This window comes from Geodermatophilus aquaeductus (genome assembly GCF_900182545.1).
Classification (GTDB): domain Bacteria; phylum Actinomycetota; class Actinomycetes; order Mycobacteriales; family Geodermatophilaceae; genus Geodermatophilus; species Geodermatophilus aquaeductus.
In genome coordinates this window covers 342,164-364,085 of sequence record NZ_FXTJ01000003.1, presented here as the reverse complement: position 1 = coordinate 364,085, position 21,922 = coordinate 342,164, and the positions used below count along the sequence as shown (strand labels likewise).

Below are 21,922 nucleotides of genomic sequence, written 5' to 3'. Positions count from 1 at the left end.
ACGTCGGCTGGCACCGCCAGGGCGATTCGGGGAGGTGGGATGCCTTGGAGGCCTGCGAGCATCCGGTGGATGACGACACCGATCGGCCCCGAAGCGCAGCGACCCAACCCCGCACTCGAACCGCTCGCGCAGGTGCTGGGCACCTGGCGCACGACCGCGACGCATCCGCACGTGCCGGGGACGACCTTCCACGGCCGTACGTCGTTCGCACGCCACGAGGGCGGCGCCTTCGTCCTGATGCGCTCCGAGATCGACGAGCCGGAGATCCCCAGCGCCGTGGCGGTGATCGGCTCGGACGACGCCGCCGGCACCCTCACGATGCTCTACTCCGACGAACGGGACGTCTCCCGCCGGTACACCGTCGAGGTGGGCGACGGCGAGGTGTCGTGGCACCGCGACGAGGCGGGGTTCGCCCAACGCATGGTCCTCACGATCGCCGGCGACGGCAGCCGGCTCGACGCCAAGGGGACCATGTCGCACGACGGCGGCCCCTGGGAGGACGATCTGCAGCTGACCTACGAGCGGATCGACGTGTCGGACTGATCCACGACCCCGTTCCCCGCCGGCGGGGAACTCCCAGCACTGCCCGTCGCGACTGACGACGACCTCGCCGCTGCCGGTGATGCACGAGCCTCCCGCGCCCTGACGCCGGCCATGCGGCGGCCGATGAGTTCGTGGCTCCAGGCCGGTCCGAGCTCGTGACACCCGAGGAAAGGACACGGCCATGTCGGAGCTGCTCGTCGACTTCATCACCTCCCTCGACGGCTACGCATCGGGCGAGGGCTGGCCCGGGTTCTGGGGCCTCGAGGGCCCGGAGTACCTCGCATGGCTCGGCGAGCAGCCCGAGGTCACCTACCTGATGGGAGCCAACACCTACCGCCTGATGTCGGGCTTCGCCGCCGGCGAGGTCCCGGACGGCCAGGACGAGTTCAGGCCCGAAGAAGAGGCGTCGGTCGACGAGCTCACGCGAGCGTCCAAGGTGGTGTTCTCCTCCTCACTCGAGGAGCCACTGACGTGGGCCAACTCCACACTCGTCCGCGACGACGCCGTCGAGGCGGTCCGCGCCATGAAGGAGAACGGCTCGGGGCTCCTCAGCACGATCGGCAGCCTCAGCCTGTGCCGGTCCCTGCTCCGAGCCGGACTCGTCGACCGCTTCCGGGTCGGGATCTTCCCGGTGATCACCGGGGCCACGGGCGAAGAACGCATCTACGACGGCTATCCGGACGTCGCCCTCGAGATGATCGAGCACCGCACCTTCGACGGCCGCATCCAGCTGGTCGAGTACAAGCCGCGCGTGCTCGAGCACCCGCCGCTCGGCGCCCCTGCGTGACGTCGCCCCGTCCGCCGGTCCAGACGGGGGCCCACAGCACAGACCGCGGTCGACCCTGCGGGTCGAGGACCACGGTTCAGTCCTCGGGTCGACCGGCTGTCTCACCTGCCCCCGGTGAGCCCGCCGGCGGAGCGCGATGACCGGGCGCGGACGTCGGCTCGTCCTGGTGAGCACGGGTCGCCCTGACGGCCGCGTCGACGTCGGGGTGGACGCTGAGCGTGGCTGCGGTGCTCGACGCTGCGCGTCGGAGCACGTCGCGGGTCTGGCCGAGAGGATGGGCGATGGCCAGGGTCACGTGGGCGCGGGCGAGGTCGTGGGCGAGCTGGGTGAGCATGCCGGCAGCGGTGACGTCGATGAACGGGGCGGTCTGGGCGTCGAGCACGACGGCGCGGGTGTCGTCGGTCAGGCGGCTGCGGACGTGGTCGCGGACGTGGTCGGCGTTGGCGAAGAACAGCCCGGACTCCACCCGCAGGACCAGAATCGCCGGATCCGCCGACAGGTCGGGATGGCGGTCGAGATCCAGCCACGTGTCGGGGTCGGAGCCGCGGGCCAGCCGGGCGATATGCGGCCGGGAGGCCCGGTACAGCAGCAGCACCAGGGAGACCGCGATCCCGATGAACAGGCCGGGCAGGGTGTCGAAGACGAGGACGCCGAGCAGCGCGGCGAGGGCGGCGAGGAAGTCCGCGCGGGCCGCCCAGCCGTAGATGCCGCCCAGCTGCGGCGTCCACACCCGGTAGAGGCGGCGCAGCGCCGGGACGTCGACGAGCTCGACGACGGCCGCGATGACGACGGCGGCGAGGGTGGCCTCGGGCAGCTGCTCGAACAGCCCGGTGAGGAAGAGCAGGGTGACGACGGTCAGTGCGGCGACGGTCAGGCCCGACAGCTGGGTCCTCGCGCCGGCGCCGCCGTTGACCGCGGTCTTGGACAGGCTGCCGTTGACCACCATGCCCGAGGCCAGCCCGGAGCCCAGGTTGGCCGCGCCGAGACCGAGCAGCTCCCGGTTGGGGTCGACGTCGTAGCCGGCCCTCGCCGCGTAGGTCTTGGCCGCGCCCAGGCCCTCGGCGTACCCGATGAGCAGCACGCCGACCGACGCGCCGACCAGGGTGAGGTAGTCGCCGGCCTGGGCGTGTGGCAGGCCGAGGCGGGGGAGGCCCGCGTCGATCGGGCCGACGATCGCCACGCCCTCCTCGTCGAGGTCGAGCAGGGCGACCGCGGCGATCCCCAGCAGCACGACCACCAGCGAGCCGGGGACCAGCGGCAGCCAGCGGCGCAGCAGGAGGACGAGCAGCAGGCTGGCCACACCGACGAGCAGCGTCGGGACGACGGTGTCGCCGAGGTCGCCGACCAGGGAGCCGAGCTGCCGGAAGAAGTCGCCCTCGCCCTTCGGGACGCCGAACAGCTTCGGCAGCTGCCCGACCATGATCGTCAGTGCGAGCCCGACGATGAAGCCCTTGAGGACCGGCTCGGAGATGAACGCGGCGAGGAACCCCATCCGGGCCAGTCCGGCGCCGATGCCGACCAGGCCGGTGACCACGGCGAGCGCGGTGGTGAGCGCGACGTACCGGTCGCTGCCGCCCTCGGCCAGGTCGCCGACGATGCCGGCGGACAGTGCCGCGGTCGCCGACATGGAGGCCACGACCAGGTGCCGCGAGGACCCGAGGACGGCGTAGAGCACCAGCGCCGGCACCGCGGCGTACAGGCCGACCACCGGCGGGACCCCGGCGATGGTGGCGTAGGCCAGCGACTCGGGGACCAGCACGGCCCAGACCGTCACCCCGGCCACCAGGTCGGCCCGCAGCCAGCCGAGGTGGTAGCCGCGCAGCGAGCCGAACAGCACCGGCGTGCGGGGCCGGCCGCTCACACGAGGCCGCCCAGCCCCTTGCCGATCAGGACGACGCCGATGACGAGCAGCAGCGTGGCCATGACGGCTCCGCTGTGCGTCGTCAGCCAGCCCCGCAGCGACTCCAGTGGCCCGGCCATCCGCTTGCGGCCGACGGCGTAGCCGACCACGGGCACCGCGACCGTGCTGGCCGCGAGGACCGTGAAGACGGCCACCGACCCGATGGCCTGGCCGGTGGGGAGACTCCCGCCGGCGATCGTCGTCCCGGCGGCCACGCACATCAGCAGGTTCTTCGGGTTCACCGCCGACAGCAGCACCCCCAGGCCGAGGGCCTTGCCGGCGGTGAACCGGTCGATCGCCGTCATCCACTTCGGCATCGACGGGTCCTCGCCGGGCTTCGGCCGGGAGCGCCACTGCCCGGCAGCCAGCAGGAGCAGCAGCCCACCGAGAGCGAGCTTGATCCACGACGACGCCGCGGAGGGCTCACTGCTGCTGCCCTGGTCCAGGGTCCCGGCGAGCAGCAGGAACACGGTCGTCGCGCCGGCGATCCCCACCAGCCACCCGAGCAGGAACCCGGTGCTCGTTCCGCCGGCCTTCGGGGCGAGCAGCATCAGGATGACCGCGATGATCGGGATCGGCGAGATCGCCACCCCGACCGCGAGCGGGAGGAGGTCCCCGAGGACGGGCCCCATCGGCTGCTCTTCCCGGTCTCAGGGCGTGACGATCGGGAAGTCCGGATCGGGGTTGTCCAGCATCGACAGCAGCTTGGGCAGGACACTGCTGTCGCCGGTCATGCCGACCCCGTCGTGTCCGGCGCCGGCCAGCAGGCCCAGCAATTGCTGGCGGGTGAGGCTGACCGTGAGGTCGGCGCCGCGGTCCTGGCGGGTGGGGTGGTGCACCAGCGCGCCGTTGCTCAGCTCCATCCGGTAGCGCTCGCCGCTGTCGGTGATCTCCCAGGTGAGGGCGAACCGCTCGTTCCACGCCTTCGGCCCGTCGACGCGGATGGCCAGGGCGTCGAAGAGCTGGGTGATCGTCATCGCCGGGGCCAGCCCCGCGCTCGCGGTGATCGCCGTGTGAGCGATGCCGTGCTGCAGCTCGAGGGCGCCGGTGAGGAAGTTGTTCCGCCAGGTCGCGCACTCCGACCCGTAGCCGAGCCGCTGGAGCGCCTCGGTCAGCACGGTCCGGGCGTCGGTGTGATCGGGGTCGGCGAAGACGGCGTGCGAGGCGAGTTCCGCGGCGAAGCGGAGGTCGCCGCGGTCGAGGAACTCCCGTGCCCGGTCGACGGTGGCCCCGACGCCGCCGATGACCTCGACGTACCGCTGGGCGGCGGCCTGTGGCGGGTGCTGCCACAGGTGCGCGGGGTTGCCGTCGTACCAGCCGAGGTAGCGCTGGTAGATGGCCTTGACGTTGTGGCTGACCGAGCCGTAGTAGCCGTGGGTGTGCCAGGCGCGGTCCAGCTCCGGGGGCATCTCGATCTGTTCGGCGATCTCGCTGCCGACCAGACCCTGGTTGAGCATGCGCAGGGTCTGGTCGTGCAGGTAGGCGTAGAGGTCGCGCTGTTCGGTGAGGAACCGGACGATCTGCTCCCGGCCCCAGGTGGGCCAGTGGTGGGAGGCGAATGCGACCTCGGCGTCGTCGCCGAACAGTTCGATGGCCTCGGCGATGTAGCGCGACCAGCCGCGGGCGTCGCGGACCTCAGCGCCGCGCAGGGTGAGCAGGTTGTGCAGGTTGTGCGTGGCGTTCTCGGCCAGGCACAGCGCGCGGCGGTCGGGGAAGGAGAAGTTCATCTCGGCCGGCGCCTCGGTGCCGGGCGTGAGCTGGAAGACGATCCGGACACCGTCCAGGACCGCCTCCTGCCCGGTGGCCGTGATGTCGACGGTGGGGGCGACCAGGCCGACCGTGCCGGTCGAGGCGGCCGGGCCGAGTCCGACACCGACCATGCCGGTCGGCCCCACGTCCAGGAGTGGCCCGGCGTGGTACATGCCGCGCCGCAGCATCGCCGTCCCGGCGTAGACGTTCTCCGACACGGTGTGCTCGAGGAAGCCCTCGGGCGCCACGATCGGAACGTCGGTGTCGGGGTCGACGACGCCGAGGACCCCGCCGAAGTGGTCGATGTGCGAGTGCGTGTAGATCACCGCGGTGACCGCGCGGTCGCCCCGGTGCGCCCGGTAGAGGGCGATCGCCGCGGCCGCGCACTCCTGGGAGATGAGCGGGTCGATGACGATCACCCCGGAGTCGGACTCGACCAGCGTCATGTTCGACAGGTCGGCGCCGCGGACCTGGTAGATGCCGTCGGTGACCTCGTACAGCCCCTGCTTGGAGGTGAGCTGGAACTGCCGCCACAGGCTCGGGTTCACGGTCGGCGGGCAGTCACCGGCCGACGCACGGGTGTGGGCGTCGATGTCCCAGACGACGCGACCGGAGGCGTCCTTCACGACTCCCGGGTCGAGGGCCGCGATGAAGCCGCGGTCGGCGTTGTCGAAGTCCGTCCTGTCGGCAAGGTCCAGCACCATGCGAGATCCCCACTCCACGACCGGCTGTCGGCTGTGAGAGGGACCGTGCCTCGGGCCTCGCCTGCGGGGATCACCCTCGACGGATGAGCGCAGGCACCAGGGGCTCCGGCACGGCTCGGCCACCACGACGCTGAACGCCTACGGACGCCTGTGGCCGACCGGGACGGGGCCACCAGGTCAGTCGTCGAGGCGGTGCTCCGCTCCCGCTCAAGCGCGGAAGACCATCAGCGCTGAGAGCAGATCGAGAGCACGAGAAGGGCCGGTGACCTGCTCGCGCAGATCACCGGCCCTGTCGCCTACGGAGGATCAGATGTCGTAGTACATCGCGAACTCGTGCGGGTGCGGGCGGAGGCGGATCGGGTCGATCTCGTTCTCCCGCTTGTACTCGATCCACGTCTCGATCAGGTCGGGGGTGAACACCCCGCCGTCGATGAGGTACTCGTGGTCGACCTCGAGCCGGTCGAGGACGGCGTCCAGCGACGCGGGCACCTTCTCGATGCCCAGGGCCTCCTCGGGCGGCAGCTCGTAGAGGTCCTTGTCCACCGGCGCCGGCGGCTCGATCTTGTTCTTGATGCCGTCGAGGCCGGCCATCAGCATCGCCGAGAAGGCGAGGTAGGGGTTGGCCGACGGGTCGGGCACGCGGAACTCGATGCGCTTGGCCTTCGGGTTGTCGCCGGAGATCGGGATGCGGCAGCAGGCCGAGCGGTTGCGGGCCGAGTAGACGAGGTTGATCGGGGCCTCGTAGCCGGGCACCAGGCGGTGGAAGCTGTTGACCGTCGGGTTGGTGAAGGCCAGCAGCGACGGCGCGTGGGCCAGCAGGCCGCCGATGTAGTGGCGGGCGGTGTCGGACAGGCCCGCGTAACCGGTCTCGGCGTGGAAGAGCGGGTCCCCGTCCTTCCAGAGGCTCTGGTGGCAGTGCATGCCCGAGCCGTTGTCACCGAAGAGGGGCTTGGGCATGAAGGTGACGGTCTTGCCCGCCTGCCAGGCCGTGTTCTTGATGACGTACTTGAACAGCATCAGGCTGTCGGCGGCACGCAGCAGCGTGTCGAACTTGTAGTTGATCTCGGCCTGGCCGCCGGTGCCGACCTCGTGGTGACCGCGCTCGAGCTCGAGGCCCACGCCGGCGAGGTTGGCCATCATCGTGGCGCGCAGGTCGCTGTAGTGGTCGAAGGGCTCGACGGGGAAGTAGCCGCCCTTGGCGCGGGTCTTGTAGCCGAGGTTCGGACCGCCGTTCTCGCCGGTCAGCGCCCCGGAGTTCCAGGAGCCCTCGACCGAGTCGATGTGGTAGTAGCCCTCGTTGATGCCGGTCGAGTGCCGGATGGAGTCGAAGATGTAGAACTCCGCCTCCGGCCCGAAGTAGGCGGTGTCGGCGATCCCGCTGCTGGCGAGGTACGCCTCGGCCTTCTTCGCCACGTTGCGCGGGTCGCGGCTGTAGGCCTCGCGCGTGATCGGGTCGTGGATGAAGAAGTTGACGTTCAGCGTCTTGTGCTTGCGGAACGGGTCGAGGAAGGCGCTGTTGGCGTCGGGCAGCAGCAGCATGTCCGACTCGTTGATCGCCTGGAAGCCGCGGATCGACGAGCCGTCGAAGCCGAGACCGTCGGAGAAGGTGTCCTCACCGAACGTCGACGCCGGGATGGTGAAGTGCTGCATGACGCCGGGCAGGTCGCAGAAGCGCACGTCGACGAACTCGACGTCGTTGTCGCGGATGTAGGCGGCGACCTCGTCGGGACTGGTGAACATCGATCCTCCGGGAGTGGGCGGACAGCCGTCTGCGAACCTATGGCCGGGGGGTTGCCCCGGGGTGTCCCGTCTGTTTCAGCGCGGTAACAACGCCCCCGGCGTGTCGGGCCGGACGTCGTCGCCGCTGGTCGGACGGGGCGGCAGCGGGCAGGTCCTACGCTGGTGGGCATGGTCGGGGACGCGCAGCCACCCTCTCAGGAGCGACGGCGGGGCGCCTCCCTGGGGCTGCCCTCGAGCGGCCCCGGATCACTCGCGTCCTTCGGCACGCGGGTGGTCGCCTTCCTCGTCGACGCGTTCCTCTCCGCCGTCGTCGCGGCCTTCTTCACCGCGCCGGACCTGCCGGGCAACTGGAGCCTGCTGTCGTTCGCGGTGGTCTACGTCGTCTCCCTCGTGGTGGCCGGACAGACGCCGGGCATGAAGCTGACCGGCCTGCGGCTGGCCCATCCGCGGCCGGCCGCCCGCCTGGCCCTGTGGCGCGCCGTCGTCCGCACCGGGTTGCTGATGCTGCTCGTGCCCGCGCTGGTCGTGGACGCCGACGGCCGCGGGCTGCACGACCGCCTCACCGACACCGCCGTCGTACACGACCGGTGATCGTCCGGCGCGAGCGGCCGGCCGACGTCGGCGCCGTCGACGCGCTGCACCGCGCCGCGTTCCCCACCGACGTCGAGGCCCGCCTGCTCGCCGAGCTCCGGGAGGACGCCGGCTTCCTGCCGCACCTGTCGCTGGTCGCCGTCGACGGGGACGACGTGGTCGGCCACGTCGTCGGCACCCGCGGCCGCATCGAGCCGCACGGTGTCCCGGCCGTCGGGCTGGGGCCGCTCGGCGTGCGGCCGGACCGGCAGGGGAGGGGCATCGGGGCGGTGCTGGTGCACGCGCTGGTCGCCGTCGCCGAGGCCACGGGGGAGTCCCTGGTCGCGCTGCTCGGGGACCCGGCCTTCTACTCGCGCGCGGGCTTCGTGCGCGCCTCGGAACTGGGCGTCGAGCCGCCCGACCCGGCGTGGGGAGCCCACTTCCAGGCCCGCCGGCTGGGCGGCCCGGAGGGGCGCGGCACCTTCCGCTACGCCGCGCCCTTCGACCGCCTCTGAACCGCCGTCCCCCGCGCACGGCCCGGAGGGCGGTAGCGTCGCCGGATGGCGCACGGGGGCGGGCGCGGCAGGCTCGCCGCCGCCACAGCCGCCTTCACCAGCAACGCCCGCAACCCCGCCCTCCGCCGGGCCCAGCTGAGCTTCCTCGGGGCGTGGACGGCCGAGTGGGCGTTCACCGTGGGGCTCGGGATCGTGGCCTACCGGGACGGCGGGGCGACGGCCGTCGGGCTGGTCGGGCTGCTCCGGATGGTGCCGTCGGCGGTGCTGACCCCGCTGCTGTCCCCGCTGGCCGACCGGGGACGCCGGGAGCGCGTCCTGGTCCTGGTGTCCGCGGTGCGCGGCGCCGCCACCGCCGCCGCCGCGGTCGTCGTCGGCGTGGGCGGGCCGCCGCAGATCGTCTACGCGCTGGCCGTGGTGTCGACGGTCGCCGCGACGCTGTTCCGGCCGGCGCACTCGGCGCTGCTCCCGTCGCTGTGCCACACCGGGTACGAGCTGGCCAGCGCCAACGTGGTCCGCGGGTTCCTGGACTCCGTGGCCACGCTGGCCGGGCCGCTCCTGGCCGCGGTGCTGCTGCAGTTCTCCGGTGTGACGGTCGTGTTCGCCGTCTCGGCGGGCGCGTCCCTCTGGGCGGCCGCCCTCCTGCTCGGGCTGCGCTACGACGCACCCCCGCGGCCGTCCGCCTCGACGGAGATCCACCTGGTGCGTGAGGCGGTCGACGGCGTGCGGGCCGTCGCCGGCAACCGCGACCTGGCGCTCATCGTGGGCCTCGCCGCGGCGCAGACGTTCACCAAGGGCGCGCTGACCGTGCTGACCGTGGTGGTCGCCATCGACCTTCTCGGCACCGGCGAGCCGGGAGTCGGCACGCTCACGGCCGCGATCGGGGCGGGCGCGGTCCTCGGCTCGCTGGCGGCGTCGCTGCTGGTCGGGACGCGGCGGCTGGGTGCCTGGTTCGCCCTGGGCGTGGTGCTGTGGGGTCTGCCGGTCACGCTGGTCGGCGTCGTCCCGCAGGAGGCGGCGGCGCTGGTCCTGCTGGCCTGCGTCGGCGTCGGGAACGCGCTGATCGACGTCGGCGGGTTCACGCTGCTCGCCCGGAGCGCCCCCGACGACGTCCTGGCGCGGGTCTTCGGCGTGCTGGAGAGCCTGGTCGCCCTGGCCATGGGCGTCGGGGCGATCGGCGCCGCGCTGCTGGTCGAGCAGATCGGCGTCCGCCCGGCACTGGTCGCCGTCGGCCTGCTGTGCCCGCTCGCCGCCGCGGCGTCCTGGCGGCGGCTGCGGCGCATGGACCGGTCCCTCGGCGTCCGCGACCGGGACATCGGCCTGCTGCGGGCGGTCCCGATGCTCAGCGTGCTGCCCCTGCCCGCCGTCGAGCAGCTCGCCCGTCGCCTGGAACCGCTCACCGTGCCCGCGGGCGACGTCGTCTTCGAGCAGGGCGACACCGGCGACCGCTACTACCTGATCGAGTCCGGCCGAGCGGACGTCATCGGCGACGGGCACGCCGTCGCGGCCCTCGGCCGCGGGGAGGGCTTCGGGGAGATCGCACTGCTCCGGAGCGTCCGCCGGACGGCGACCGTGCGGGCGGCGAGCGAGCTCCGGCTCCAGGTGCTGAGCTCGGACCACTTCCTCCCGGTCGTCCTCGGCTACACGCCGAGCGCCCGGGAGGCGGAGACGGGCGTCGACACGATGCTGGGCCGGTACTCACCGGAGGACGAGCAGCCGCCCGGGATCAGCCGCTGACGGCCCGGTGGCGACTCTCCGCCGGGGAGTCGGAGGTCAGCGCCGGCGGACCTGCCGCTGGCTGACCGTCATCTGCCGGCCGCCGGGCAGCGGACCGCCGGGGACCGGGGGACGCGCGCCGCCGAGGGCCGCCAGGCGCCGGCCGAGGGTGTTGACCTCACCGGCGGAGAGGTTGCGCGGCAGCTTCATCACGTGGGTGCTGAGCCGGCGCAGGGGCACCTGCCCCTCCTCGTCGCCGACGGTGATGTCGTAGATGGGGGTGTCGCCGACGACGCGGGCGATCCGCTTCTTCTCCTGCGCGAGCAGGCCGCGGACCCGGGCGGGGGAGCCCTCGGCGACCAGGATCACGCCGGGGCGGCCGAGCACCCGGTGCACCGAGTCCAGCTGGGCGGTGCCGGCGACCCCGGCCGAGACGCGCCAGTCGCCGCGCATGCCCTCGAGCACCCACGCGGCGGCGCCGGGCTGACCCTCGACCTGACGGTAGGCCGACCCCTGCGCCCGGCGGCCGAACACGATCATCGCGGCCAGCACGCCGAAGACGATCGCGATCGGGAGGAACAGGAACGGCGCCCCGAACAGGATCGCCAGCAGCTCGACGACGCCGGCCACCACCACGAAGGCGATGAGCATCAGCCACGGCAGCTTGGGGTCGTTCTTGCTGGTGAGCGAGTAGGCCTGCTTGAGCAGGCGGACCTGGTTGCCGACCTTCTTCAGCCGGCCGACCTTCGGCTCGCCGTCCTTGCCGGTCTTCGCGGGCTTGGCGGCCTTGCCCTTGCCGACCGCGGTGGCTCCAGCGCCCGAGGACCGGCCGCGTCCCGCGGCGGGGCCCCGCCCGGCGTTGCCGGCGGGAGCGGAGTCTGTGGGCTTGCTGCGTGCCATGTCCCCAGGATAGGGGCGTGCGGCGCCGGGCCCGGGGAGCCCGCGGGCCGGTCAGCCCCGAGTGGTGAGACCGCGGGCCTCGACGGCCTGCTGGTAGAGCCGGCCAGCGCGGTAGGAGCTGCGCACCAGCGGCCCGGCGAGGACGCCCGGGAAGCCGATCTCCTCGGCCTGCTGCTGGAAGCCGACGAACTCGTCGGGCTTGACCCAGCGGACGACGGGGTGGTGCCGCGGCGAGGGCCGCAGGTACTGGGTGATCGTCAGCAGGTCGCAGCCGGCGTCGTGCAGCGCCCGCATGGTCTCGACGACCTCGTGCGGCTCCTCGCCCATCCCGAGGATGAGGTTGGACTTGGTGACCAGCCCGGCCTCGCGGGCGGCGGTGATGACCGACAGGGACCGCTCGAAGCGGAAGCCGGGCCGGATGCGCTTGAAGATCCGCGGCACCGTCTCGACGTTGTGCGCGAGGACCTCGGGCCGGGAGGAGAAGACCTCGGCGAGCTGCGCGGGGTCGGCGTTGAAGTCGGGGATGAGCAGCTCGACGCCGCAGCCGGGGACGGCGGCGTGGATCTGACGGACCGTCTCGGCGTAGAGCCACGCACCGCCGTCGGGCAGGTCGTCGCGGGCGACGCCGGTGACGGTGGCGTAGCGCAGCTGCATCGCCGCGACGCTCTCGGCCACGCGGCGCGGCTCGTCGGCGTCGAAGTCGGCGGGCTTGCCGGTGTCGATCTGGCAGAAGTCGCAGCGGCGGGTGCACTGGTCGCCACCGATGAGGAAGGTGGCCTCCCGGTCCTCCCAGCACTCGTAGATGTTGGGGCAGCCGGCCTCTTCGCAGACGGTGTGCAGGCCCTCGCGGCGGACCAGCGACTTGAGCTCGGTGTACTCCGGCCCGGTCTTGAGCCGGGTCTTGATCCACTCGGGCTTGCGCTCGATCGGCACCTGGCTGTTGCGCACCTCGAGGCGCAGGAGCTTGCGGCCGGCGGGGCCGGTGGGGGACGGCTCGGAGGTACTGGTCGTCACCGTCTCGCTCATGATCCCCACGGTACCCCCGGACGCGGACCGCCCCCGCTGCCTCGGGAGGCGGCGGGGGCGGTCTGCGGGAGTGCGGGTCGGCTCAGGCCTGGCCGGCCGCCGGACCGGCGGTCGGGCCCTCGTCGGCCCCGCCGCCGCTGGTGAACGGCTCGGGGGCGGTCTGCGTGGGGTCGGTCTCGCCGGCCCCGCCGTCGCCCGCGACGAACTGGGCGTCGCGGATGCCCATGTCGTCCTCGGCGGGCGCGGAGTCGCCCGCCACGAACTGGGCGTCGGAGACGGTCTTGCCGGCGTTGTCGTTGCTCGGTGAGCTGGGCACGGGGTCCTCTCGGTAGCTCGGCACGGGCCCGTCACCGGCCGGGGCCGGCGTCCACGGGTCCGTCTTCCTGCGGCGGAGGACCGCGAACGCGGCCGCACCGACCGCGAGTGCCACCAGCAGCCACGGCCAGCGCCGCGACCCCTGCTCGACGGCCACCGTCCGCTTCACGTGCGCGGCCTTCCTGGCGGTCTTCCGCCTGGTCTTCTTGCCCGCCTTCTGGGTCCCCGACACCAGTTCGGCGCGGCGGTTCTCCAGCTCGCCCAGCGCGGTGCCGACGCCGGCCACCAGGGTGCCGCGCGCGTTCTCCAGCGCGGGGACGACGGTGTCGCGGGCGGCGGCCACGCGGGGCGCCACCTCGCTGGCCAACGCCTTGCGGGTCGCGGCCGAGGCGGCCTCGACGCGCGGTGCGAGGTCGGCGGCGGCCTTCGCGGCGGCGGCACCGGCGGCGGTCAGCGCCGAGGTGACGGTGGGGGCGGCGGCCTCGCGGGCGGCGACGACGCGCGGGGTCAGCGCCACGACGGCGGCGTCGACCCGCTCGCGGGCGGCCTCGAGGACGGGGCTCGCGGCGTCGCGGGCGGCGTCCACCCGTGGCGTCAGGGCCTCACGGGCGGAGGCGACGGCGGGCGCGGCCACGGCGACGGCGGCGGCCACCTTGGGGGCGACCGCCACGCGGGCGGCGTCGAGCACCGGTCCGGCCGCCTCGAACGCGGCGTCCATCCGCGGGCCGAGCTGCTCCGCGGCGGCTCGGCCGGCCTCGGTGACGGCGACGCCGAGGTGGTTCAGCCCCTCCTGGAGCTCGGCCTGGATGACCTGGCCGCGGGACTGTGTGCGGAACACGGGATGCACCTCCGGGTTGATCGACTCCGGTCATCCTGCCCGCTCCGGCGGACCGGCACACCCCCGCGGGCGCTCAGACCGAGCGGAGCAGCCCGCTGCGCTCGGCCGACAGCCAGTGCAGGAGGTCCTCGACCGGCATCGGCCGGGCGACGGCGTAGCCCTGCGCGACGTCGCAGCCCAGCGCCGCCAGGCGGCGGGCGGTGGCGACGTCCTCGACGCCCTCGGCCACCAGGCTCAGGCCCAGGTCGTGGGCGAGCGCGACCGTGTGCCGGACGATCGCCGCGGCGCGCTCGTCGACGTCGACGTCGGCGGTGAGGCTGCGGTCGAGCTTGAGCTCGTCGGCGGGCAGCCGCCGCAGGTAGGCCAGCGAGCTGTAGCCGGTGCCGTAGTCGTCGATGGAGGTGCGCACGCCGAGGCGGCGCAGCTCGCCGAGCACGCACCGGCCGCGCTCGGGATCGGCCATGAGGGTGTCCTCGACCAGTTCCAGGGTGAGCGCGGCGGCGGGCAGCCCGCGCCGGGCGAGCTTCGCGGCGACCTTGCCGGGCAGGTCGATGTCGGCCACGTTGGCCGCCGACAGGTTCACCGACACCGGCACCCGGTGCTCGTCCCACCACTGCGCCACCGCGTCGAGCGAGCGCTCGAGCACGGTGTCGGTGAGCGGGCGCAGCAGGCCGGCCTGCTCGGCGGCGGGCAGCACGTGCGCCGGCGAGAGCAGCCCGCGCTCGGGGTGGTGCCAGCGCAGCAGCGCCTCGACGCCGACCACGCGGCCGTCGTCCATGGCGACCTGCGGCTGCAGGTGGACGTCGAGCTGGTCCGACACCAGGGCGGTGCGCAGCTCCTCCATCGTGCGCAGCCGCTCGCCGGAGCCGCTGTTCGGGTCGGGGACGTAGACGTGCACGCCGGTGCGCTCGGTCTTGGCCGCGTACATGGCGACGTCGGCGCAGCGCAGCAGCTCCTGGACGTCGTCGGCGGGGACCGGCGCGGTCGAGACGCCGATGCTGACGCCGACGTGCAGCCGGATGCCGTCGACCTCGAAGGGCTGCCGCAGAAGGTCGTGCACGATGCCGGCGCGCTCGGCGGCGGCGTCGAGGTCGACGTCGGGCAGCAGGACGGCGAACTCGTCGCCACCGAGGCGGGCGAGCACCTCGCCGGGGCGCAGCGCCGGGGCCAGCCGCGGTCCGACCTGGCACAGCAGCTGGTCGCCGGCGCCGTGCCCGAGGCTGTCGTTGACCTCCTTGAAGCCGTCGAGGTCGAGCAGCAGCAGCGCGGCGGGGGAGGCGGTGCTCGCCCCGGCGACGACGGCGCGGGCCCGCTCGAGCAGGGCGCGGCGGTTGGGCAGCCCGGTGAGCTCGTCGGTGCGCGCCTCCTGGCGGACCACCGTGAAGGACCGGACCTCGCTGAAGGTGACCGCGGTGCGTGCCAGCGCGGCCAGGACGCAGCCGACGGCGAGCCACCCGGCGCTGTCGGGCAGGTCGTCGCCGTAGCCGGCGGCGAGGACGACGAGGGCGGCGAGCGTGCCGGCCAGCGGCAGCGCGACGAGCCGCCAGGTGATGCGGACGCCCTGGTCGGCGTCGCGCGGCTGCGGGTCGCCGGTGGTGCGCTGCGCGGCGATCGCGGCGCACAGGACGCCGGCCAGCCAGATCAGCTCGAGGGGACCGCCGTCGGAGTAGCGGCCCGCCGCGCTGAGCGCGAACAGGGCGACGTCGGCGACGCAGAAGAGGGCGACCGACGCGCCGGCCAGCAGCAGCGTGCGGTCGAGGTGCACGCCGACGATCGCGCCGACGCCGACGACGAGCGCCAGGAGCAGGACGTCGGCGGCCGGCCAGGCCAGCTGCAGCACCGAGACGTTGGCGGCGTCGGTCATGTACGGGCCGAGCAGGAAACCGGTGCCGACCGCCGTGGTGCCGAGGGCGCCCACGACGCCGTCGAGCCACATGCTCGGCAGGAAGCGGGTGACCCGGGCCCGGATGAGGACGAACAGCGCGACGTAGAGGCTGGCGTAGGCGACGGCGACGCAGGTGTCGCCGACCGCGGACGGCGTCGTGCCGGCCGAGCCGGTCTCGATGATGCGGGCGACGTTGCCGACGGCGCCCACGGTGAGCGTGGTGGCCAGGGCCCGCCAGGCGAGCGCCTCGCGCGGTGCACGACGGGCGGTCAGCCAGCACGCGGCGGCGGCCGCCACCCAGGGCACGTGGTAGACGACGACGTCGTAGAGGACGTCCCACACCGCGCCGCCGGGCCGTGGGCCCACGCCGGTGGCGAAGGCGGTCACGCCGAAGGCCGCGACCACCAGGAGGAGGTCGCGGGGATCGGTCCCGGCACGCCGGGGGGACTGCGGACCGCGTCGCACGGATGCGACAACGGCAGATGCGGCCCCGAAGTGCAGTCCGGCGTCCGTGACCGACCCCTCCGGGTGAGCCGCCGGGCGCTAGACTCGGGGTGTGACCGGCGGACAGCTGCTTCTGCGGCCGTGCTGACCTGACCGATCAGGCAGCACGGCGACCCCTCCTGCGTGAGGGGTCTTTTCATGTCCGCCGACGGATGACCCCGGGAGCACCGCGATGAGCCAGACGGCCAGCCAGCCCACGACCGAGCCGGCCGAGGAGGGCGTCCCCCCGCACCGCTACACCCCGGCCCTGGCCCAGCGGATCGAGCTGGAGTGGCAGGACCGGTGGGAGCGCGAGGGGACCTTCCACACGCCCAACCCCGTGGGCCGGCTCTCCGCCGGCTTCGACCGGGTCGCCGACCGGCCCAAGACCTTCATCATGGACATGTTCCCGTACCCCTCGGGTGCGGGCCTGCACGTCGGGCACCCCCTGGGCTACCTGGGCACCGACGTCACCAGCCGGTTCCGCCGCATGGACGGCGACAACGTGCTGCACCCGATGGGCTACGACGCCTTCGGCCTGCCCGCCGAGCAGTACGCCGTGCAGACCGGGCAGCACCCGCGGATCACCACCGAGGCCAACATCGCGGCGATCCGGGCGCAGCTGCGCCGGCTGGGCGTGGACCACGACGAGCGCCGCACCTTCGCCACGATCGACCCGGGCTACTACAAGTGGACCCAGTGGATCTTCCTGAAGATCTTCGGTGCCTGGTTCGACGAGGAGTCCGGCCGCGCCCGCCCCGTCGAGGAGCTGGTGGCCGAGCTGGACGCCGGAACCCGCGAGCCCGCGCCGGGCACCAACCCCTCGGGGCGGCCGTGGGCGGAGCTGTCCGACGTCGACAAGCGGAAGGTCGTCGACGCCCACCGGCTGGCCTACCTGCACGAGGCGCCGGTCAACTGGTGCCCGGGCCTGGGCACGGTGCTCTCCAACGAGGAGGTCACCCCCGACGGCCGCTCCGAGCGCGGCAACTTCCCGGTGTTCCGGCGCCCGCTGACCCAGTGGATGATGCGGATCGCCGCCTACTCCGAGCGGCTGCTGGCCGACCTCGACCGGCTGGACTGGTCGGACTCGGTCAAGCAGATGCAGCGCAACTGGATCGGCCGCTCGACCGGCGCGCGGATCGGCTTCAGCTGCGGCGACGAGACCATCGAGGTCTTCACCACCCGCCCGGACACGCTGTTCGGCGCCACGTACATGGTGCTGGCGCCGGAGCACCCGATGGTCGCCGAGTTGACCGCCGACGTGTGGCCCGACGGCACCGACCCGCGCTGGACCGCCGGCGCGACGACCCCGCGGGAGGCCGTCGAGGCCTACCAGCGGCAGGCCTCGCGGCGCTCGGAGCTCGACCGGCAGAACGAGAGCCGGGAGAAGACCGGCGTCTGGCTGGGCGTCACCGCCACCAACCCGGTCACCGGCGTCGAGCTGCCGGTGTTCATCGCCGACTACGTGCTGACCGGCTACGGCACCGGCGCGATCATGGCCGTCCCCGGCGAGGACACCCGCGATTGGGAGTTCGCGCAGGTCTTCGGCCTGCCGGTGGTGCGCACCGTGCAGCCGCCCGCCGACTTCGACGGCGGCGCGTACACCGGCAGCGGCCCGATGATCAACTCGTCGAACGAGCACGTGTCGCTGGACGGGCTGACCGACAAGGCCGCCGCCATCGCGCGGGTGACCGAGTGGCTGGTGGCCAGCGGGCACGGCGAGGCCACGACCACCTACAAGCTGCGCGACTGGCTGTTCAGCCGGCAGCGCTACTGGGGCGAGCCGTTCCCGATCGTGTACGACGCCGACGGCCTGCCGCGTGCGGTGCCCGAGTCGCTGCTGCCGGTGCTGCTGCCCGACGTCGACGACTACTCGCCGAAGACCTTCGCCGACGACGACGCCACGTCCGCGCCCGAGCCGCCGCTGTCGCGGGTGGCCGAGTGGACGACCGTCGAGCTCGACCTGGGCGACGGCGTGAAGCCCTACCGCCGCGAGACCAACACGATGCCCAACTGGGCAGGCTCGTGCTGGTACTACCTGCGCTACCTGGACCCCGCCGACGACGCACAGCTGGTCGACCCGGAGCTGGAGCGCTACTGGCTGGGCCCGCGGACGCCCGGCGACGTCGGCGGCGTGGACCTCTACGTCGGCGGCATGGAGCACGCGGTCCTGCACCTGCTCTACGCCCGGTTCTGGCACAAGGTGCTGCACGACCTGGGCTACGTGTCCAGCGAGGAGCCGTTCCGGCGGCTGGTCAACCAGGGCTACATCTCGGCCTACGCCTACACCGACGAGCGCGGCTTCTACGTGCCCGCCGCCGACGTGGTCGAGGAGGACGGGCGGTTCCTCTACGAGGGCAAGCCGGTCAACCGCGAGTACGGGAAGATCGGCAAGTCCCTGAAGAACATGGTCACGCCCGACGAGATGATCGGCGCGTACGGGGCCGACACCTTCCGGGTCTACGAGATGTCGACCGGGCCGCTGGAGCAGTCGCGGCCGTGGGACACCAAGGCCGTGGTCGGCTCGCAGCGGCTGCTGCAGCGGATCTGGCGGGTCGTCGTCGACGAGCAGTCCGGCGCGGTCCGCGCCGGCGACGCCACCCCGTCCGACGACGTCCAGCGGGCGCTGCACAAGGCGATCGCCGGCGTGCGCGACGGCATGGCGACGCTGCGGTTCAACGTGGCGATCGCCCGGATCGCCGAGCTGACCAACGCGCTGACCGCGGCCTACGGCGCCGACTCACCCGTGCCGCGGTCGGTGGCCGAGCCGCTGGTGCTGCTGGTGGCGCCGCTGGCCCCGCACCTGGCCGAGGAGCTGTGGGCGCGGCTGGGGCACGAGGAGTCCGTGGCGTGGGCGCCGTTCCCGGTGGCCGACGAGCGGTGGCTGGTCGAGGACACCGTGCAGGTCGCCGTGCAGGTCAACGGCAAGGTGCGCGCGCAGGTGACCGTGCCGGCCGACGCCGACGCCGCGGCCCTCGAGGCGGCGGCGCGCGAGGACGAGCGGGTCGCCGCGCAGCTGGCCGGCAAGACGGTGCGGCGCGTCGTCGCGGTGCCCGGGCGGCTGGTCAACTTCGTCGTCGGCTGACGCGGCCGCCCCTCCTGGCCCCGCGGGTCAGGAGGGGCGGATCCGCAGCAGCTCGTGGCGCTCGGTGCCCGGCTCCGTCAGGCGGGTCCACAGCCGCGAGGTGACGTAGCCGGCCTGGAAGCGCCACCCGTAGGCGCGGCGGAGTGCGGCCAGCGCCTGCGGCCGGTCGGCGCGGTCGACGAACCCGGCGGTCGCCTCGACGGCGGGTCCCCGCACCCGGCCGCGGACGTCGCAGGGCGCCACGGTGACCCGCGCGGTGTGCCGCAGCCGCTTGACCTTCCCGGAGTCCGCGCGGGTCCACACCACGAGGTCCTCGCCGTCGGGTGCGGCCCACACCGGCGTGGGCACCGGCTGCCCGGTGCGGCGGAAGGTGGTCAGGCTGACGTAGGTGCTGTGCGGCAGGTCGGCCACGGATCAGACGGCCGGCGTGAGGGTGAGCACGCGGCGCATCGCGGCCTCGACCGCGTCGACAATCTCGGGGACGGGGACGTCGCGGCCCAGTTCCGCCGACAGCGAGGTGACCCCGGCGTCGACGATGCCGCAGGGCACGATCGCGCCGAACGCAGCGAGGTCGGGATCGCAGTTGAGCGCGAAGCCGTGCATCGTCACGCCGCGGGCGACGCGTACGCCGATGGCGGCGATCTTGCGCTCCGGCCGGAACCGGCTGTCCGGTCCGGGGGCGTCGGCGGGCAGCCACACGCCGCTGCGGCCCTCGACGCGCACCGTCTCCACGCCGAGCGAGCCGCACACCTGCATGAGCGCGTCCTCGAGCCGGCGCACGTGCGCGACGACGTCGACCGGGTCGGGCAACGCGACGATCGGGTAGCCCACCAGCTGCCCGGGCCCGTGCCAGGTGATCTTGCCGCCGCGGTCGACGTCGACGACCGGTGTGCCGTCGAACGGGCGCTCGTGCGGCTCGGTGCGCCGGCCGGCGGTGTAGACCGACGGGTGCTCGAGCAGCAGCAGGGTGTCCGGCCCCTCGCCGGCGACGCGGGCGGCGTGGATCTCCCGCTGGCGCGCCCACGCCTCCTCGTAGGGGACGGTGCCGGCCCGGACGACGCGCAACTCGGTCACGGTGCCCAGCCTAGGCCGGTCCTCACCGCAGCCGCCGGGGCTCGATGCGGGTCTCGACGGCGGTGCCGTCGGGACCGCGCTCGACGCGGTAGGCCGCCTTGCCCGGCCGGTCGGCGACGACCTCGGCCAGCGCGGTGCCGCGGTAGACCAGGCCCACGCCGTCGTCCGTGGCGTGACCGGCGGGCAGCGTGCCGTCGGCGACCAGGCGCTGGTAGAGCGGCCGGCGCTGTTCCTCGGAGTCGTGGTGGACGCCGTTGGAGGTGGGGATCAGCCCCAGCCCGTTAGTGACCGGCCGCAGGTCGGGGCCGTAGGAGTCGGTGGTGCCGCCGACGTGCCAGCACAGCGAGCCGGCCGACACCCCGCCGAGCACCACCCCGGCGCGCCAGCACTCGGCGAGGACCTCGTCGAGGCCGTGCACACGCCAGACGGCGAGCAGGTTGGCGACGCTCCCGCCGCCGACCCAGATGACGTCCTGCGCGAGCAGGTGGGCCCGCACGTCGGGGACGGTCGGCATCGGGAACAGGCTCAGGTGGCTGACCCGCGCGCGGCTGCCCGCGAACGCGCCGTAGACCCCGGCGATGCGGGCCGGGTCGTCACCGGTGGCGGTGCCGAGGTGGCACAGCCGGGGCTCCGCGGGCGCTCCGGCGAGCTCGGCGGCGAGGTCGAACACCGGTCCCGGAGCCCAGTCGTACGGGCCGCGTCCCCGGGAGTCGAAGCCGATGCTGGTGGCGAGGATCGTCGGCACGGTCGCGGGCATCAGGCGGCGCCCGCCCGGCCGTGGGGCTGGGCGGTGGACTGCAACGCGTCCAGCACGGCCGCCGCGGTCCGCCGGCCGCTGGCCATGGCCCCCTGGATCGACGGGGTGTCCCGGTGGTCGCCGCACACGTAGAGGCCTCCGCCGAGGTCGACCGGGCGGCGGTGCCGCAGCGGGGGCAGCGCGGCCGGTTGCGCGCCGGTCACGGTCACCGTGGCCAGGTGCTCGAGGTCGCCCGCCGCGACGTCGTGCAGCCGGGCCACCTCGTCGCGCACCTCGGCCGCCCGCGTCGGGGCGAGGGTGTTGCTGGCGACCAGGGCACGGCCGTCGGGGGAGTAGGCCGGCTGGGCGTCGCTGAGGACCACGCTGTTGACCAGCTGCCCGCCCGGCGTCCCGAGGACGATGAGCGGCTCGGTCCAGGGCGAGGCGGGCAGCACGTGGTAGTGCGTCGTCACCTGCCGGGGAGCCGCGGCCTCGACGGCGGGGACGAGGCCGGCGGCCGTGTCGGGATCGGTGGCCACGACGACGGCGTCGGCGCGGATCCGGCCGGCGTCGCTGTCGACCGAGGTCCCGGACACCGCGGTCACGCGCACGTGGTGGTGGACGCGGTCCTCGCCGACCCGCGCGGCCAGCTGCTCACCGATCGCCTGGATGCCCCGCGCAGGCAGGGCCGTCCCGCCGCGGGCGAAGCTGCGCCAGAGCAGGTCGAGGTAGCGGCTGGAGGTCTCGAGCCGGTCCTCGAGCAGCACGCCGGCGAGGAACGGGCCGAAGAAGCGCTCCAGGGCCACCTCCCCGACGCCGGCCTGCTGCAGGTGGACGGCGGCCGAGGTCTCGCGGGCGTCCAGCAGTCGGGAGACCGGCCAGTAACCGGCCCGGGCCGAGAAGGCGGCGATCGCGACCTTGTGCGGCAGGGAGCCGAGCGGTGCGCGGAGGGTGTCCGCCAGCGCCGAGGGCCGGCGGCGGGGGTCGGCTACCCGGTGGGCCCGGTCCCCGACCCGCACCACGGCTCCCGGCGTGAAGAACCCGAGGTCGAGGGCGGGCAGGTCGAGGTCGGCGGCGCGCGGGTAGCCGGTGTTGAACACCTGGAAGCCCCGGTCGACGACGAAGCCGTCGACCCGCTCGGTGGCCAGCCGTCCGCCCGCGTGCGCGGAGGCCTCCAGGACGTGCACGTCGCACCCTGCGGCGACCAGCCGGGTGGCCACCGAGAGCCCGGCCAAGCCCGCTCCGACGACGACGACCTCGGCACGGGCGGGCAGCGGCATGGCTCCGAACCTAGGCGCAGACGGCCGCGCTCACCCGTCCGGGATCCGGCCTGTGGACGCCTCCCGGGCCTGTGGACGG

General features: G+C 73.9%; 18 protein-coding genes. 6 read left to right on the top strand and 12 right to left on the bottom strand.

The features are described from left to right. Nucleotides 1-69 precede the first annotated feature (69 nt). A complete protein-coding gene (locus FN207_RS10585) occupies nt 70-543 on the top strand; it encodes a hypothetical protein (protein WP_142458446.1) in 474 nt (157 codons plus the stop codon). Nucleotides 544-724: 181 nt separating this feature from the next. Next, nucleotides 725-1,330 carry a dihydrofolate reductase family protein gene (locus FN207_RS10580; RefSeq protein ID WP_142458445.1) on the top strand — a complete coding sequence of 202 codons (606 nt, stop codon included), beginning with the start codon at nt 725-727 and terminating at the stop codon, nt 1,328-1,330. A 76-nt stretch (nt 1,331-1,406) separates the two neighbouring features. Here the strand turns inward: FN207_RS10580 and FN207_RS10575 are convergent, their stop codons facing one another. From FN207_RS10575 to glnA, 4 genes are all read right to left on the bottom strand, one after another. Then, nucleotides 1,407-3,191: a SulP family inorganic anion transporter gene (locus FN207_RS10575; protein WP_246065969.1), complete on the bottom strand. Its 1,785-nt coding sequence runs from the start codon at nt 3,189-3,191 to the stop codon at nt 1,407-1,409. Then, nucleotides 3,188-3,862: a GAP family protein gene (locus tag FN207_RS10570; protein WP_142458444.1), complete on the bottom strand. Its 675-nt coding sequence runs from the start codon at nt 3,860-3,862 to the stop codon at nt 3,188-3,190. Before FN207_RS10570 ends, FN207_RS10575 begins: the two co-directional genes overlap by 4 nt. Nucleotides 3,863-3,880: 18 nt before the next feature. After that, a complete protein-coding gene (locus FN207_RS10565; protein ID WP_142458443.1) occupies nt 3,881-5,683 on the bottom strand; it encodes an alkyl/aryl-sulfatase in 1,803 nt (600 codons plus the stop codon). A 306-nt stretch (nt 5,684-5,989) separates the two neighbouring features. After that, entirely contained in the window at nt 5,990-7,423 is a 1,434-nt protein-coding gene (gene glnA, locus FN207_RS10560; RefSeq protein WP_142458442.1) for a type I glutamate--ammonia ligase, read from the bottom strand. Between the two features lie 168 nt (nt 7,424-7,591). On the opposite strand from glnA, the gene FN207_RS10555 reads away from it, so the two are divergent. From FN207_RS10555 to FN207_RS10545, 3 genes are read left to right on the top strand one after another with little or no spacing between them, the layout of a single operon-like run. Further along, entirely contained in the window at nt 7,592-8,014 is a 423-nt protein-coding gene (locus FN207_RS10555; protein ID WP_142458441.1) for an RDD family protein, read from the top strand. Beyond that, the gene (locus FN207_RS10550; RefSeq protein ID WP_142458440.1) at nt 8,011-8,508 is read left to right on the top strand and encodes a GNAT family N-acetyltransferase; all 498 of its coding nucleotides are present in this window, start codon (nt 8,011-8,013) and stop codon (nt 8,506-8,508) included. The genes FN207_RS10555 and FN207_RS10550 overlap by 4 nt, the downstream gene beginning before the upstream one ends. Nucleotides 8,509-8,553: 45 nt before the next feature. Beyond that, a complete protein-coding gene (locus FN207_RS10545; RefSeq protein WP_142458439.1) occupies nt 8,554-10,242 on the top strand; it encodes an MFS transporter in 1,689 nt (562 codons plus the stop codon). 36 nt (nt 10,243-10,278) lie between these two features. Here the strand turns inward: FN207_RS10545 and FN207_RS10540 are convergent, their stop codons facing one another. The 4 genes from FN207_RS10540 to FN207_RS10525 form a co-directional block, all read right to left on the bottom strand. Beyond that, nucleotides 10,279-11,121, bottom strand: a complete 843-nt coding sequence (locus FN207_RS10540) for a DUF4191 domain-containing protein (protein ID WP_142458438.1) — start codon at nt 11,119-11,121, stop codon at nt 10,279-10,281. Between the two features lie 51 nt (nt 11,122-11,172). After that, complete coding sequence (lipA, locus tag FN207_RS10535; protein ID WP_142458437.1) at nt 11,173-12,147, bottom strand: lipoyl synthase; 975 nt, start codon at nt 12,145-12,147, stop codon at nt 11,173-11,175. An 82-nt stretch (nt 12,148-12,229) separates the two neighbouring features. Beyond that, the gene (locus FN207_RS10530) at nt 12,230-13,300 is read right to left on the bottom strand and encodes a hypothetical protein (protein ID WP_142458436.1); all 1,071 of its coding nucleotides are present in this window, start codon (nt 13,298-13,300) and stop codon (nt 12,230-12,232) included. 73 nt (nt 13,301-13,373) lie between these two features. Then, nucleotides 13,374-15,590, bottom strand: a complete 2,217-nt coding sequence (locus FN207_RS10525; protein ID WP_246065968.1) for a putative bifunctional diguanylate cyclase/phosphodiesterase — start codon at nt 15,588-15,590, stop codon at nt 13,374-13,376. A gap of 271 nt (nt 15,591-15,861) precedes the next feature. Here FN207_RS10525 and leuS point away from each other — a divergent pair, with 271 nt between their 5' ends. Further along, nucleotides 15,862-18,753, top strand: a complete 2,892-nt coding sequence (gene leuS, locus FN207_RS10520) for a leucine--tRNA ligase (protein WP_142458435.1) — start codon at nt 15,862-15,864, stop codon at nt 18,751-18,753. Between the two features lie 27 nt (nt 18,754-18,780). Here leuS and FN207_RS10515 read toward each other — a convergent pair whose 3' ends face one another. Genes FN207_RS10515 through FN207_RS10500 form a run of 4 tightly spaced genes read right to left on the bottom strand, consistent with a single transcriptional unit; the run spans nt 18,781 to nt 21,843 of the window. Then, a complete protein-coding gene (locus FN207_RS10515; protein ID WP_142458434.1) occupies nt 18,781-19,164 on the bottom strand; it encodes a PPOX class F420-dependent oxidoreductase in 384 nt (127 codons plus the stop codon). A gap of 3 nt (nt 19,165-19,167) precedes the next feature. Then, nucleotides 19,168-19,827 carry a lipoyl(octanoyl) transferase LipB gene (gene lipB / locus FN207_RS10510; protein ID WP_142458433.1) on the bottom strand — a complete coding sequence of 220 codons (660 nt, stop codon included), beginning with the start codon at nt 19,825-19,827 and terminating at the stop codon, nt 19,168-19,170. 22 nt (nt 19,828-19,849) lie between these two features. Then, on the bottom strand, nt 19,850-20,584 hold the full coding sequence (locus tag FN207_RS10505) for a Type 1 glutamine amidotransferase-like domain-containing protein (RefSeq protein ID WP_142458432.1): 735 nt from the start codon (nt 20,582-20,584) through the stop codon (nt 19,850-19,852). Further along, nucleotides 20,584-21,843 (bottom strand): NAD(P)/FAD-dependent oxidoreductase, encoded by a 1,260-nt coding sequence (locus FN207_RS10500; protein ID WP_142458431.1) that lies wholly within the window; start codon nt 21,841-21,843, stop codon nt 20,584-20,586. Before FN207_RS10500 ends, FN207_RS10505 begins: the two co-directional genes overlap by 1 nt. Nucleotides 21,844-21,922: the final 79 nt, after the last annotated feature.